The organism is Saccharopolyspora sp. NPDC050389 (assembly GCF_040655595.1).
Lineage (GTDB): Bacteria > Actinomycetota > Actinomycetes > Mycobacteriales > Pseudonocardiaceae > Saccharopolyspora.
In genome coordinates, this window is the sequence record NZ_JBFAKG010000021.1 from 25051 (window position 1) to 39009 (window position 13959).

Annotated in this window: 15 protein-coding genes; 7 read left to right on the plus strand and 8 right to left on the minus strand. The window is 69.4% G+C overall.

Annotated features, from left to right (window positions below; genetic code table 11):
- Positions 1-4: 4 nt before the first annotated feature.
- Complete coding sequence (gene holA / locus AB0I53_RS16065) at positions 5-991, plus strand: DNA polymerase III subunit delta (protein ID WP_358602638.1); 987 nt, start codon at positions 5-7, stop codon at positions 989-991.
- Between the two features lie 75 nt (positions 992-1066).
- Here holA and rpsT read toward each other — a convergent pair whose 3' ends face one another.
- Complete coding sequence (gene rpsT / locus AB0I53_RS16070) at positions 1067-1327, minus strand: 30S ribosomal protein S20 (RefSeq protein ID WP_358602641.1); 261 nt, start codon at positions 1325-1327, stop codon at positions 1067-1069.
- Positions 1328-1536: 209 nt separating this feature from the next.
- On the opposite strand from rpsT, the gene AB0I53_RS16075 reads away from it, so the two are divergent.
- The 3 genes from AB0I53_RS16075 to AB0I53_RS16085 all read left to right on the plus strand — a co-directional run bounded on the left by AB0I53_RS16075 (position 1537) and on the right by AB0I53_RS16085 (position 3946).
- Entirely contained in the window at positions 1537-2343 is an 807-nt protein-coding gene (locus AB0I53_RS16075; protein WP_358602644.1) for a TSUP family transporter, read from the plus strand.
- A gap of 207 nt (positions 2344-2550) precedes the next feature.
- The gene (locus AB0I53_RS16080) at positions 2551-3414 is read left to right on the plus strand and encodes an EamA family transporter (protein WP_358602647.1); all 864 of its coding nucleotides are present in this window, start codon (positions 2551-2553) and stop codon (positions 3412-3414) included.
- Between the two features lie 142 nt (positions 3415-3556).
- Positions 3557-3946, plus strand: coding sequence for a VOC family protein (locus AB0I53_RS16085; protein ID WP_358602650.1), 390 nt, complete (start codon positions 3557-3559; stop codon positions 3944-3946).
- Positions 3947-4046: 100 nt separating this feature from the next.
- Here AB0I53_RS16085 and AB0I53_RS16090 read toward each other — a convergent pair whose 3' ends face one another.
- Entirely contained in the window at positions 4047-4631 is a 585-nt protein-coding gene (locus tag AB0I53_RS16090) for a class I SAM-dependent methyltransferase (protein WP_358602653.1), read from the minus strand.
- A 129-nt stretch (positions 4632-4760) separates the two neighbouring features.
- Between AB0I53_RS16090 and lepA the strand changes: the two genes are divergently transcribed.
- Positions 4761-6611 carry a translation elongation factor 4 gene (lepA, locus tag AB0I53_RS16095; RefSeq protein ID WP_358602656.1) on the plus strand — a complete coding sequence of 617 codons (1851 nt, stop codon included), beginning with the start codon at positions 4761-4763 and terminating at the stop codon, positions 6609-6611.
- A 49-nt stretch (positions 6612-6660) separates the two neighbouring features.
- On the opposite strand, the gene AB0I53_RS16100 is transcribed toward lepA, so the two are convergent.
- Positions 6661-7524, minus strand: coding sequence for a haloalkane dehalogenase (locus AB0I53_RS16100; RefSeq protein ID WP_358602659.1), 864 nt, complete (start codon positions 7522-7524; stop codon positions 6661-6663).
- Between the two features lie 40 nt (positions 7525-7564).
- Positions 7565-8389, minus strand: a complete 825-nt coding sequence (locus AB0I53_RS16105) for an NAD(P)H-binding protein (RefSeq protein WP_358602662.1) — start codon at positions 8387-8389, stop codon at positions 7565-7567.
- A gap of 98 nt (positions 8390-8487) precedes the next feature.
- Between AB0I53_RS16105 and AB0I53_RS16110 the strand changes: the two genes are divergently transcribed.
- A complete protein-coding gene (locus AB0I53_RS16110) occupies positions 8488-8883 on the plus strand; it encodes a helix-turn-helix domain-containing protein (RefSeq protein ID WP_358602665.1) in 396 nt (131 codons plus the stop codon).
- A gap of 12 nt (positions 8884-8895) precedes the next feature.
- On the opposite strand, the gene zapE is transcribed toward AB0I53_RS16110, so the two are convergent.
- Positions 8896-9948: a cell division protein ZapE gene (gene zapE, locus AB0I53_RS16115; RefSeq protein ID WP_358602667.1), complete on the minus strand. Its 1053-nt coding sequence runs from the start codon at positions 9946-9948 to the stop codon at positions 8896-8898.
- Between the two features lie 75 nt (positions 9949-10023).
- Here zapE and AB0I53_RS16120 point away from each other — a divergent pair, with 75 nt between their 5' ends.
- The gene (locus tag AB0I53_RS16120) at positions 10024-10623 is read left to right on the plus strand and encodes a TetR family transcriptional regulator (RefSeq protein ID WP_358602670.1); all 600 of its coding nucleotides are present in this window, start codon (positions 10024-10026) and stop codon (positions 10621-10623) included.
- Positions 10624-10758: 135 nt separating this feature from the next.
- On the opposite strand, the gene AB0I53_RS16125 is transcribed toward AB0I53_RS16120, so the two are convergent.
- From AB0I53_RS16125 to AB0I53_RS16135, 3 genes are all read right to left on the minus strand, one after another.
- Positions 10759-11175, minus strand: a complete 417-nt coding sequence (locus AB0I53_RS16125) for a hypothetical protein (RefSeq protein ID WP_358602673.1) — start codon at positions 11173-11175, stop codon at positions 10759-10761.
- 55 nt (positions 11176-11230) lie between these two features.
- The gene (locus AB0I53_RS16130) at positions 11231-12298 is read right to left on the minus strand and encodes an isocitrate/isopropylmalate dehydrogenase family protein (protein WP_358602676.1); all 1068 of its coding nucleotides are present in this window, start codon (positions 12296-12298) and stop codon (positions 11231-11233) included.
- Between the two features lie 154 nt (positions 12299-12452).
- Positions 12453-13919, minus strand: a complete 1467-nt coding sequence (locus AB0I53_RS16135; protein ID WP_358602678.1) for a helix-turn-helix domain-containing protein — start codon at positions 13917-13919, stop codon at positions 12453-12455.
- Positions 13920-13959 lie beyond the last annotated feature (40 nt).

The following is a 13959-nucleotide window of genomic DNA, read 5'->3' on the forward strand; positions in this document are numbered from 1 at the left end:
GTGCATGAGCGCACCGGCCGTGGTCCCCGATCCGCTGCATCTGGTTCTCGGTGACGAAGAACTGCTGGTGGAACGCGCGCTCTGGGCCGCCGTCGGAGCCGCCCGCGCCGCGGACCCGGAGACCGAACTGCGCCGCGTGAAGGTGAGCGAGCTCACGCCCCCGGAGCTGGCGGAGCTGCTGAGCCCGTCGTTGTTCGCCGAGGGCCGGGTGCTGGCCGTGGAGTCCGCGCAGGACGCCGGCAAGGAGATCGCCGAAGCGCTGCTGACGCACGCCCGGCAGCCGGCGGACGGGGTCACACTCGTCATCGTGCACACCGGCGGCGGCCGGTCGAAGCACGCCAAGGAACTGCCCAATGCGCTGCGCAAACTCGGCGCGCACGTCACCGAATGCAACAAGATCACCAAGTCCGCCGAGCGGGAGGCGTTCGTCCGCGACGAGGTGCGCCGGGCCGGCGGGAAGACCGATGCGGCCGGCGTGGCCGCGCTGATCGAAACGGTCGGTTCCGACCTGCGCGAGCTCTCGGCGGCGGCGACGCAGCTGGTCGCCGACACGGGCGGCAAGGTCGACGAGACGGCGGTGCGCCGCTACCACCGCGGGCGAGCGGAGGTGACCGGGTTCGCGGTCGCCGAGAAGGCGGTGACCGGTGATCGGGCGGCGGCGCTGGAGGCGTTGCGGTGGGCGGTGCAGCTCGGTGTTCCGCACGTGCTGATCGCCGATGCCCTCGCGGATTCGGTGCGCACCATCGGCCGGGTCGCCGCCGCGGGCGGCCGGAACGATCCGTTCCGGCTGGCGGGTGAGCTGGGCATGCCCGCGTGGAAGGTGAAGAAGGCGCTGGCGCAGTCCCGGGGCTGGAACGCTTCGAGTCTCGCAGAAGCACTGCAGGCGGTCGCGGAGGTCAACGCCGGGGTCAAGGGCATGGCCGCCGACGCCACCTACGCCCTGGAGCGGACCGTCCTCCGCCTCGTGGAGCTCCGCAACCAGCGTTCGTGATCCAGGCGATTTTCCCCGTAATCGCAAACGGCCCCCTCCCCGTGGCGGGAAGGGGGCCGGAAGCTCGGCCTCAGCTCAGAGCTCGTTGGCGCGCTGCGCCAGAGCGGACTTCTTGTTCGCGGCCTGGTTCTTGTGGATGACGCCCTTGCTGGCGGCCTTGTCCAGCGCGCGGCTGGCGGCCTGCTGCAGCTCGATGGCCTTGTCCTTCTCGCCGGCGTCAGCGGCCTCGCGGAACTTGCGGATGGCGGTCTTGACCGCGGACTTCACGGCCTTGTTGCGCTGCCGGGCCTGCTCGTTGGTCTTGATCCGCTTCATCTGGGACTTGATGTTGGCCACTGTGGCGCCTCTTCTCGTCTGTCGAATCGATCGTGCCGCGCTTGTTGTCGGCCCTGCCCTCGGGCAGGTTTCCTCCACGGCGGAATGCCGCACGGCACGGTCGTCCATGTTAACAGCGGCCACCTGCGCCGATGGCGGGCGGTCGGGACGGGGCGACAGCGGTCACATCGGCTCGGATCCGGTGCCTGCGGACCATAGGGTCAATCTTCGTGCTCGATGCGTTGAACTGGCCCGGATTCGCCGAACTTTCCCTAGCCGGGCTGTTGTTCCTCTGCAGCGCCGCATTCCTGGCCGGGGCTGTCGACGCGATCGTGGGCGGCGGCGGCCTGATCCAGCTGCCCGCGATGCTGCTGCTCCTGCCCGGCGGCGAGGTGATCTATTCGCTGGCCACCAACAAGGTGGCGGCGATCGCCGGGACCGCGGCCGCCGCCCGGACATACGCGAAGCGGACGCCGATCGACTGGCAGGCCGCGCTGTCGATGGCGGTCGTCGCCCTCCTCGGATCGCTGGGCGGAGCGGTACTGGCCGGTGCTCTTCCTTCGCAGGTCCTCAACATCGTCGTGCTGGTCGCGCTGGGCCTCGTCGGTGTCTACACCTGGCGCAAACCCGAGTTGGGTTCGGCCGACGCGCCGCGTTTCCAGCGACGCGCGCAGTTGCTGGTGATGCTCGCCGGTGGCGCCGTGATCGGCTTCTACGACGGCATCGCCGGGCCTGGCACCGGCTCGTTCCTGGTGTTCCTGCTCGTCGGCCTGGTCGGTTTCGCGTTCGTCACGGCGTCGGCGACGGCGAAGGTCGTCAACGTCGCCACGAACATCGGCGCGCTGGCGTTCTTCATCCCGGCGGGCAAGGTGCTGTGGGGCTTGGCGCTGGTGATGGCAGCAAGCAACATGGCGGGCAGCGTCCTCGGCGCGATGGTCGCGGCGAAGCGCGGCTCCGGTTTCGTGCGGCGGGTTTTCCTGACGGTGGTCGTCGGGCTCGTCATCAGCCTCGGCTGGAAACTCGCCGCGGGCGTCTAGACGCGCGAATCGGACGGAGTAATATCAACGCCTGGTTGTGCCTAGGGTTCCGCTCCCGCTCCGCTGCAGGTCACCACAACGAGGAGCGCGGGGGACCGGTCCGAGCGGCACCGGCGACCGCGGCAGGAGCGCGGTCGCACATCTGACGGGACAAAAGCCTGGAGGAACCCGGATGCCGCGCGCCCGCGTGGCACGGAGAGGGTTCCCATGGGCCTGGCCGCCGTTCTTCTCGTCGTCACCGCCGCGTTCGCACACGCGGGGTGGAACTTCTTCGCCAAGCGCGCCGGGTCGGCCGGTGCCGGATTCGTGTGGCTGACCGCGACGTGCAGCGCCGTGCTGTACCTGCCGGTTGCGGCGGCAGCGTTGATCTGGACCGGGATGCCCGCACTCGGCGACTGGCTGTTGGGCGTGCTGGTCAGCGCGGTCGTGCACCTGGCGTACTTCCTGCTGCTGCAGCGCGGCTATGCGGTCGGCGACATGTCGGTGGTGTATCCGCTGGCCCGCGGCACCGGTCCCATGTTGGCGATGCTCATCGCGGTGTTGGTGCTGGGCGAACGCCCGGGCTGGCTCGGGGTGCTCGGCGGGCTGCTGGTCGTCGCCGGGGTGTTCGTGATCGGGCTGTCCGACGGGGTGCCGCGCTCCGGCGCGAGCCTGGCGGGTGTCGGTTTCGGCCTGCTGACCGGTTCGCTGATCGCGGTCTACACGGTGTGGGACGCGCACGCGGTGACGGGCCTGGCACTGTCTCCGCTGGTGTACGACTGGGCGAACAACCTTGCCCGGTCGGTGATGCTCGCCCCGTACGCGGCGACCCGGCGAACCCAGATCGCCCGGGCGTGGCAGGCGCACCGCCGCGAGATCCTGGCGGTGGCCGTGCTGTCGCCGCTGGCGTACATCCTCGTCCTGTTCGCGATGCAACTCGCCCCGGTGAGCCTGGTGGCCCCGGCCCGGGAACTGAGCATCGTCCTGGCGGGCCTCCTGGCCTGGCGCCTCTTGGGTGAATCCCAGCCAACCCGCCGGATGACGGGAGCAGTGGTGGTCCTAGCCGGGGTAGTGCTCCTCGGCATCGCCTGACGAGATGCGCGGCTGATCGGCGAAGCCGCGGAGCGCACCGACCCTGAGCCGGCCGGGAGAGCGCTGCTCGCGGCGCGCGATTTCCCGGCTAGTTGACCCCGGTTGCTCGGCGGAAGCCGGGCTGCGCGGGTAGAAACGGGGCATGGAGGTCTTGAACAGCCGATTGATCCTTCGTCCGCGCGATTGGGAGCGGTCGTTGCGGTTCTACCGGGACGTGCTCGGGTTGGCCGTCGCGCGGGAGTTTCCCGGCGGCACGGTTTTCTTCCTGGGGCAGGGTTTTCTGGAGATCTCCGGCATGGGCGGGCCGGGGCCGAGCCCGGACCAGGTGCTCTGGTTGCAGGTGCGCGATGTGCGGGCGGAGTTCGAGCGGCTTCGGGGCCGCGGCGTGACGGTCCTGGCGGAGCCGGCGAGGCAGCCGTGGGGTCTCGACGAGGGCTGGATGGCCGACCCGGACGGGATGCGAATCGTCCTGGTCGAAATCCCGGCCGACCACCCGATCCGAACCGATGTCCGCGATCCTTCCCCGGAGTGACCGCCCGCGCTGATACCGGCGCGATCACTCGAAGACCTGCTCACTGCGTCGAACGCATTGGGTTTCAGAGTCCTGATCCTGATGCGCGATTCGGACGTTCCTATTTCGGCCGGATGGCTCGGGTTTGGGCTTGGGTGGTGCCCCGGTTCGGTTGCCAGGCCCAGGTCTGCACGTCGGCGAAGCCCGCCGCCCGGACATCGGCGTGGAGGCCCGCGCGGCCGCCGGGCAGCCAGCGCTCGTGGGTCGACAGCAGCAACACGCCGCCGGGACGGAGCACGCGGTGCAGCTCGGCGAGCGCTGCGGCGCGGTCCGGCCACAGCTGGACGTTGTTCACGCTCAGGACTACGTCGAACGCGGCGTCCGGCTGCCCGGTCGCTTCGGCGGTGCCGTCCTCAACGGCGACGTTGGGCAGCTCCGCGCACCGGCGGCAGGATGCGTCCCGCATGGGCGCCGACGGTTCGACCGCGACCACCCGTGCCGCCATCTCGCCTGCGGCCCGCAATCCCACGCCGGGCCCGGGCCCGATCACCAGAACCTCTTCCGCGCCGGTCAGCCGGGCCAACCGCACCACCTGCTGCTCGGCTGCCGCGTTGCTGCGCGCCATCAGCGCGCCGCCCGCGGCACCCAGCAGACCGCTCGGGTGACCGAACGCACGATCCAGGGCGAAACCGGCGAAACGACTCATAGGGCCAGCTCAGCAGCCCGAAGCCGGTGGTCGCATCGGGGATGACCCGGAGTTGGACGCCGAGTACCAGGCGTGTCATGGGACTATGGGGTGAACCCCGCACCAGTCGACATCCGCGAGGAACACTGAGTGAGCAGTTTCGCCGACACCACGTTCACGCCCCCGGAGCGAATCCGGAACTTCTGCATCATTGCGCACATCGACCACGGCAAGTCGACGCTGGCCGACCGCATGCTGCAGCTCACCGGCGTGCTGGAGGAGCGCGCGTACCGAGCCCAGTACCTCGACCGGATGGACATCGAGCGGGAGCGCGGCATCACGATCAAGGCGCAGAACGTGCGCCTGCCGTGGACCTCCGACGGAGTCGACCACGTGCTGCACATGATCGACACGCCCGGTCACGTCGACTTCACCTACGAGGTCAGCCGGTCGCTCGCGGCCTGCGAGGGCGCGGTGCTGCTGGTCGACGCCGCGCAGGGCATCGAGGCGCAGACCCTCGCGAACCTGTACCTCGCGATGGAGCACGACCTGCAGATCATCCCGGTGCTCAACAAGATCGACCTGCCGGCGGCCGAACCGGACAAGTACGCCGCCGAGCTGGCGCACATCATCGGCTGCGAGCCGGAGGACGTGCTGCGGGTGTCGGCCAAGACCGGTGAGGGCGTCGGGTCGGTGCTCGACGAGGTGGTGCGGCAGATTCCGGCGCCGCAGGGCGTCGCCGACTCGCCGCCCCGCGCGATGATCTTCGACTCGGTCTACGACACCTACCGCGGCGTGGTCACCTACATCCGGGTGGTCGACGGCAAGATCACCCCGCGGCAGCGGATCCGGATGATGTCCACCGGTGCGACCCACGAGCTGCTGGAAGTCGGCATCATCTCGCCGGAGCCGAAGGTGTCGGCGGGCCTCGGCGTCGGCGAGGTCGGCTACCTGATCACCGGGGTGAAGGACGTCCGCCAGTCCAAGGTCGGTGACACGATCACCGCCGAGCGCAAGGGCGCCGAGCAGCCGCTCAGCGGCTACCGCGAGCCGAAGCCGATGGTGTACTCGGGGCTCTACCCGATGGACGGCACGGACTACCCGCTACTGCGCGAGGCGCTGGACAAGCTGCAGCTCAACGACGCCGCCCTGACCTACGAGCCGGAGACCTCCGGGGCGTTGGGCTTCGGGTTCCGCTGCGGTTTCCTCGGGCTGCTGCACCTGGAGATCACCCGGGACCGGCTGGAGCGCGAGTTCAACCTGAGCCTGATCTCCACGGCGCCGAACGTGGTCTACCACGTGGAGATGGAGGACGGGGCGGAGCTGGTGGTGACCAACCCGTCCGACTGGCCCGAGGGCAAGATCAAGGACGTCCTGGAACCGATCGCCAAGTGCACGATCATCGCCCCGTCGGAGTTCGTGGGCACGATCATGGAGCTGTGCCAGAGCCGGCGCGGGCAGCTGTCCGGGATGGACTACCTGTCGGAGAGCCGGGTCGAGCTGCGCTACACGCTGCCGCTCGCGGAGATCGTGTTCGACTTCTTCGACCAGCTGAAGTCGCGGACCCGCGGTTACGCCTCGATGGATTACGAGGAGTCGGGCATGCAGGCGTCGAACCTGGTGAAGGTCGACATCCTGCTGCAGGGCGAGCCGGTGGACGCGTTCAGCGCGATCGTGCACCGCGACGCCGCCTACGCCTACGGCACGAAGATGGCCTCGAAGCTGCGCGAGTTGATTCCGAGGCAGCAGTTCGAGGTGCCGATCCAGGCGGCGATCGGGTCGCGGATCATCGCCCGCGAGACGATCCGGGCGATCCGCAAGGACGTGCTCGCCAAGTGCTACGGCGGTGACATCAGCCGGAAGCGCAAGCTGCTGGAGAAGCAGAAGGAAGGCAAGAAGCGGATGAAGACCATCGGCCGCGTCGAGGTCCCGCAAGAAGCCTTCGTGGCGGCGCTGTCCACCGACGAGTCCAAGGACGACAAGGCCAAGGGCAAGAAGTAGCGCGCAGGCCCCGGTGCCGGCGATCGGAGCGCCGTCACCGGGGCGCCTGCTATGCCGTCCGCAGGTCGTGTTCGTCCAGCCAGGACGCGATTGCGGTGGCGATCGCTTCGGGGTGGTCTTCCGGGGTGTGGTGACCGGCGACGAGTTCGCGGTGGGCGATGTCGACGTTGGCGATGTTGGCCGCGCACCAGTCGATGAGCTGCTGGGTCATCATCGTTCCCGGTCCGGGTTCGAAGGTGAGCATCAACTTGGGCACGTCGGCGCTGGTCGCCAGCCACTCGTCGTAGTCGCGGACCCTGGCGGTGACGTCGGCCGGCTCTCCGCCGAGCGGCATCGCGCGCGTCCAGCGCAGCAGCGGCAGGCGGCTGTCGCGGGTGGCGTAGGGCTTGCGGTAGGCATCGAGGGTCTCGGTGTCGAGCCGGGTGGCGACGGTGCCCTGCAGCCCGTCGAAGAGGTCGCCGTCCAGAACCATCTCCTCGCCGACGCCCGGGGTCTTGAACGAGCGGAAGAGGTCGCGGCCCGCCGCCGGGAACTCCTGCCAGGACATCGGTTTCACGATCGTCTCGGTGAACGCGACGCCTCGGACCCGGCCGGGATGGCGCGCGGCCCAGTCGAATGCCAGCGCGCCGCCCCAATCGTGTCCGACTAGGACGATGGCGTCGAGGTCCAGCGCATCGAACCACGCGTCCACGTAGCGGGCGTGGTCGTCGAAGGTGTAGTCGATGCCGGGCTTGCCCGAGTCGCCCATGCCGATCAGGTCCGGCGCCAGCCGTCGGACGGGATCGCCCACGGCCGGCAGGACTCGCCGCCACAGGTATGACGAGGTGGGGTTGCCGTGCAGGAAGACGATCGGCACACCGGTGCCGGTCTCCCGGTAGAACATGGTCGAGTCGAGAACGCGTGCGACAGGCAAGATGTTGTCTCCGTGGCGGTTCAGATCGTGTTGGGCGCGGTCACTCGAAGGCCGCGATGTTGTTCGCCGCCCACTCGGCGAAGGTGCGGGCAGGCCGGCCGAGGAGCCGCTCGACGTCGGGGCTGACCTGCTGCAGGACGCCCGGCGTGCCCAGGATGTCGAGGGTGCCGTCGACGACCTGTTCGGGCATGGAGCGGATCATCCGGGCTTTGGCTTCCGCCCGGGTCTGCTCGACGAACCGCACCGGCTCGCCCAACGCCTCGCCGATCGCCGCGGCCTGCTGCCGGGGAGTGATCGCCGCGGGCCCGGTCAGGGCGTATGAGTGGCCGGCGTGGCGGGCGTCGCGCAGTGCGATGGCAGCGATCTCGGCGATGTCGGCCGGGTGGACGGCAGGCAGCCCGACATCACCGAACGGTGCGGCGATCGCTCGCTGCGCGCGGACCGTTTCGGCCCACTGGAAGGCGTTGGAGGCGAAGTTCCCTGGCCGCAGCAAGGTCCATTCCAGGCCCGACCGCTTGACCGCGTCCTCGAACACCGGCGGGTGGTGCCCGGTGCTGACGCCCTGCGAGGACAGCAGGACGACCCGCCGAACGCCGCCGGCCCGCGCTACTTCCAGGACGGTGTCGAGGCTGCCACCGGCTCCGGCGAAATCGCCCGAGGTCAGCAGGAAAAGGGCAGTGGCCCCATCGACGGCGGCTTCGAGCTTCGCCGGATCCGCCAGGTCGGCCTGCTGGTGCCGCACGCCCGCCGGCACGCCCTGGGCGGAGATCCGCCGGGACACCGCCGTCACTTCCTCGCCCGCCGCGACTAGGGACTGCACCAGCGGTCGCCCGACGTTCCCGGTAGCTCCGGTCACCACGATCATTTCGTGCTCCGTTTCCGAGTTCTTGCGTTGACTCGGCGAAGCTACTATCGGTGGGCTAGTAGGTACCTAGAGGAAAGTATTGGGCGAGAGGAGGAAATGTGCGGGAGGACACACGCCTGCGCGGGGGCGGAGAGGTCGCTCCGGAGAACGCCTGCCCGATCGCGCCGGTGGTCGACGTCGTCTTCAGCCGGTGGACCACGCCGATCCTGTGGGCGCTCCACGAGTACGGCCGCCAGCGGTTCGTGGAACTGCAACGCCGGATCACCTCGGTCACTCCCAAGGTGCTGACCCAGCGGCTCCGCGCCCTGGAGCGGGACGGTCTCGTCGTGCGCAGCTACTACGCCGAGGTCCCGCCGCGGGTGGAGTACGAGATCAGCGAACTCGGGCGCAGTCTGGCGCCGCTTTTCGCCGCGCTCGCGGAATGGTCGGTCAATCTGGACGAAGTCGAGCGGGCCCGCCAGGACTACGACGCCAGGAAACAGATTCGCGCGTGATCCGAGGGCCGGCTACGAACTCGCGGGAACGGCGGCGTCGCTTGCCGCTTCGCTGAGCGGAATCGGCCTGAGCAGGGCGAGTCGGCTGGCGGTGCGTGCGACGTCGGTGCCGTCCGCCAGCGTTCCGGCGATGCTGTGATCGGCCAGCACGTGCGTGGTGATGTCCTTGTCGCACAACACATCCACGACATTGGCGAAGCGCTGCCGGGCGTCCGGTCCGCAGTCGGCGAGCCTGGGCACGCCGCTGATCACCCAGGTGTCGAACCGGTCGGCGACGGCGAGGTAGTCGCGCGTCGAGGTGGGCGTCGCGCAGAGCTCGTGGAAGTCGAACCACACCAGCCGGTCCCGCACCGCCAGCGCGCGGAGGTTCCGGCCGTTGATGCGCAGCGTGCTCTGTTCTTCGTCGCCTGGCGGCGGGAATTCGCTCCCCAGCCATTGCCAGGTGCCTTCGGCGAAACGCCCTTGCCGGTTGGTGGTCCGGTAGTCGGTGAGGCCCGCGAGCACGAGGACTTCCTGGTGCGCCTCGATGAGTTCGATGGCGGGCAGGAACAGATGGTGGTACAGCGGGTTGGGCAGCAGCTCGGCCGGCGGGCAGTTCGAGGTCGTCACGAGCGTGACGCGGCGTGCGTGCAGGGCGCGCAGCAGGTGGGTGATCAGCCCCGCGTCGCCGGGATCGTGCACGTGGAACTCGTCGAAGCACACCAACCTGCAGCCGTCGAGCAGCTCGGCCACCGCCGCGTCCACCGCGCTCGATCCGCTCGACGAACGGTGTCGGGCGGCGGTGCGGTGCAGCCGGTCGAAGAAGTCGTGGAAGTGCACGCGCAGTTTGCCGCGGACGGGGACTTCGGCGAAGAACGTGTTCACCAGGAAGCTCTTGCCGCGCCCCACCGGCCCGTGCAGGTAGAGCCCGCGCGGCCGGTGGAAGTGCTTCCGCAGCTCGGTGCCCAGCGCGGCGAGCTTGTCGGCGACCGGTCGCTGCGCGTCGTCGAGTTCGAATCCTTGCTGCGTGGCCGCCAGGTCGAAGCGTGCGCGCAGTGCTCCGGGCGATCCGGTTCGGTCGATCAACTTCCCTCCCCGTTACTCTGCGGCCGTAGAGGCTCTATGGATGTAGAGTACGGGTGGTGTTGGGGAGGTTGGGCGATGTGTGAGCAGGACCGCCGAACGCGCATCGCGGATGCCGCGATCGAGATCGTCGCGGAGCAGGGCGTTCGGGCGTTGACGCACCTGGCCGTCGACGGTCGGCTGGGGCTGCCGCGCGGCTCGACGTCGTACTACGTGCGCACCAGGCGGGCGCTGCTGGAGGCCGCGGTGGCGCGGTTGGCGGTGCGGGCGAGAGCAGATTTCGACGCGATCGCGGGCCCGGTCTCGGATCAGCAGCCGGATGTTCGTGGCGCGGCCGACGGGATCGCGGTTCAGCTGGATCGGATGCTCGGGCCTCGCCGTCGCGACACGATCGCCCGGTATGCGCTCGTAGCGGAGGTAGCTGGGGCCGCGGAGCTGCACGAGCCGCTCGCCCGGGCGGCGTTCTCCCGGCCGCTGGCCGTCGAGCTGATGATCGCCTTGGGCGCGCCCGATCCGGAGTTCGCCGGCGCCGGCCTGGTCAGCCTGTGCGAGGGGCTGGTGTTCGACCGGGTCATCGGGAGCCGGTCGCTGGATGCACCGGAGCCCGGCAGCACGGCCAGCGTCGAGGAGCTTTCGCGGGTGGTGCAGGCATATCTGCGCGGCGTGCTCAGCGGTTGACGACGGGACTAGGCGTCCACACTGGACATTCTCCGAACTGGCGTCGCGCTGCTCGATCGCGGATCAGTGCTCGTCGGCTGCCCGGCTGGCGGCGAATTGAGCTCTGCACGGCCCGTGGCCGACGGTGGTCGTGTTTCAGTCCCAGACGAGGGAGAGGACGCGGCTGCCTGCGGGAACAGGTGGTTCGTCGCCGGGTTCCGAGATCGCGTAACCCTCGATGACGCCATCGGCGTGCAGGGATTCCGCGTCGAGGATTTCCTCGATCTCGTCAGGGTCCCGGTCGGTGCAGATCGCGATGGCTTCGGCGGTGATCTCGTCGATCTCGTGGGTGTCGTCGTGCAGTTGCAGCCGCACCCAGGCCACGCCGGGTTCCGCCGCGAGCGCGCGCAGCCGTTGCTCGATCTCCGCGAGCGGCGGTCGATCGTAGTCCCACTGGTTCGGTGCGATCGACTCCTCTTCGGTGTTGCCGACGAAGAACTCGTCGATGGTGAGCAGCGGGAGGGCGTCGTCCGCGGCCTCCGCGCGGGCGAGAACTTCGGCGTGCGAGATCACGACCGGGATAATAGGCAGGCCCCGGCGACAAACCGCCTGCGCATGCGGCCGGGGCTCAGTCGCCGAGCGCGTCGATCACGGCCCGGGTGGTGGCTTCGGTTCCGCTTTCGGGGCAGCCGTTGGGCAGCAGCCGGATGTCGCCCTGCCGGTATGCCCGGGTGACGGCGTTCCTGATGCGCGCCGCAGTCGAACGGTCGCCCAAGTGCTCCAGCATGAGAGCGGCCGCGAGGATCTGCGAGGTCGGGTTCGCCTTGTCCTGTCCGGCGATCGCGGGGGCGCTGCCGTGGATGGGTTCGAAGTAGGCGGCGTGGTCGCCGATGTTGCCGGACGGGCACATGCCGAGCCCGCCGACGGTCGCCGCGCCGACGTCGCTGAGGATGTCGCCGAGAAAGTTCTCCATGACGAGCACGTCGAAGTGCCCGGGATCGGCGACGAGATCGTGCCCGGCGGCGTCGGCGTAGCGGTAGTCCCGCTCGACGTCGGGGTACTCGTCGGCGATCTCGTCGAAGATCGCCCGGAAGAAGGCGAAACTGCGCAGCACGTTGCTCTTGTCCACGCAGGTCACGCGGCGGACGCGGTCGGCGGGAGCGCCGCTTCTCCGGCGCGCGAGGTCGAACGCGAAGCGGACCACGCGCTCGGTGCCTTCCCTGGTCATGAGCAGCTGGTCGGCGACGGCGCGGTCGTTGCCGACACCGCGCCCTCGGGAGAGGTAGAGCCCTTCGGTGTTCTCGCGCACGATGACGTAGTCGATGCCCGATTCCGCGGTGCGCAGCGGGGTGGCCGCTCCGGGGAGCAGGGTGATCGGGCGGACGTTGGCGTAGGTGTCGAGCCCGCCGCGCAGGATGCCGCCGAGGACTCCGGCTTCGGTGCCGTCGGGATGGCGAACATCGGGCAGGCCGACCGGGCCTTTGAGGACACCGTCGTAGGTGTTGCGGATTCGGTGCAGCGTCTCCGGGCTCAAGGCGGCTCCGGTGCGGCGGAAGGTTTCGGCGCCGCCGTCTTCGGTGGTGAAGTGCAGGTCGGCGGAGGCGGCCTGGAGCACTTCGACGGCGCTGCCGACGAGTTCGGGGCCGATGCCGTCGCCGGGGATCAGGGCGATCGAGAACCTTGGCCGGGAGCCCATTCTCCTCCTTCGGATCGTGGATCGGGCGCTGCGCCCGGTGCGGCGCGGTCGAGATGCTTTCGCCGCGCCGGCACCGGGCCCAGCGCCCGAGGCGGACGACTCCGTCCTCATTGGATGGATGTCGCCGGAGTTCAGGCGCCGAGACCGCCGCTGATCAACCCTGGTGCGCTTCCACGAACGCGTACACGTCGGCCTCGTCCACGCCGGGGAAGGTGTCCGACGGCAGCGCGGCGAGCACGTGCGAGTGCGCCCGCGCCGACGGCCACACCATGCCTTCCCAGCGGCTCGCGAGATCCGACGGCGGACGCTGGCAGCATTCGCCGTTCGGGCACTTCGACTTGGAGTGGTTGTTGGTGTCCCGGCCCCGGAACCACCGCGATTCCGTGTAGGGCACGCCGAGGGTGATCGCGAAGTCCCGCCCGCGGTTGGGGTCGACGTGCGCGACGCACCAGTGCGTGGCGCCGGGCTTGTCGGTGTACTGGTAGTAGGTCGAGTAGCGGTCCGAGGAGGCGAACACCTGCCGTCCCGCCCAGTACCGGCACATCCGCTGCCCCTCGATGGCGCCTGTCGGGTCGCTGGGGAAGACCAGCCCGTCGTTCTCGTACGCCTTGTAGATGATGCCGGTCTCGTCGTTGCGCACGAAGTGGCAGACGAGGTCCAGGTACTGGGTGGCGAGGTTGGTGAACCGGTGCGCGGCCATCTCGTAGGACACCGAGAACACGTCGCGCAGGTCTTCGACGGCGAGATCGCGTTCTGCCTTCGCGTCCTGCAGGAACGGCACGGCCGTCTGCTCCGGCACCAGGACCGCGGCGGCGAAGTAGTTCGCCTCCACGCGCTGCCGCAGGAAGTCGGCGAAGTCGCGGGGCTGCCGGTGACCGAGGCTGAGGTGGCCGAGGGTCTGCAGCAGGATCGTTCGCGGGCTGTGCATGCCCAGCGATTCGCGGCGCAGGAAGATCCGCCGGTTCTTCAGGTCGGTCACCGAGCGCACCGAGCGGGGCAGGTCGGTGACGAACCGCAGCCCGTAGCCGAGGTGCGTGGCGATCGACTGGATCATCCCCTCGGACAGCGGGCCGCCGTGGTAGCCGACCTTGTCGAGGATGTCGGCGGCGGTCTTCTCGATCTCGGGGAAGTAGTTGCCGTGCTCGCGCATCATGCCGCGCAGCTCGGCGTTGGCCTTGCGGGCTTCTTCGGGCGTGGCGACCTGCTTGGTCTCGCGGCGCTTGAGTTCCTCGTAGAGCGCGAGGACGTGTTCCAGGGCCTCGGTGGGGACGCGTTTGCCGACCTTCAGCGGCGGCACGCCGAGCCGCTGGTAGATCGGGTCGAGCTGGGCCTTCTCCACGGCGATCTCCAGCTCGGCGCGCCGGTTCGGCGGCTTCTTCGACAGCAGCTCGTCGACGGAGGTGCCCAGCGCTTCGGCCAGCGCGCGCAGCAGCGACAGCTTCGGCTCGCGGTGGCCGTTCTCCAACAGCGACAGCTGCGACGGCGCGCGCCCGACCCGCTCGCCCAGCTCAACGAGGGTGAGCCCGGCCGCCCGGCGCAAGTGCCGCAGCCGCTGACCGAAGACCAGAAGGTCGTGTTCTGTTGAAAAATTACGGTCTTCTTCGGTAGCGAACTCCGTCATGGCATTGATGTTAGCAGAAAAAACTCAAAAATTACCTCGG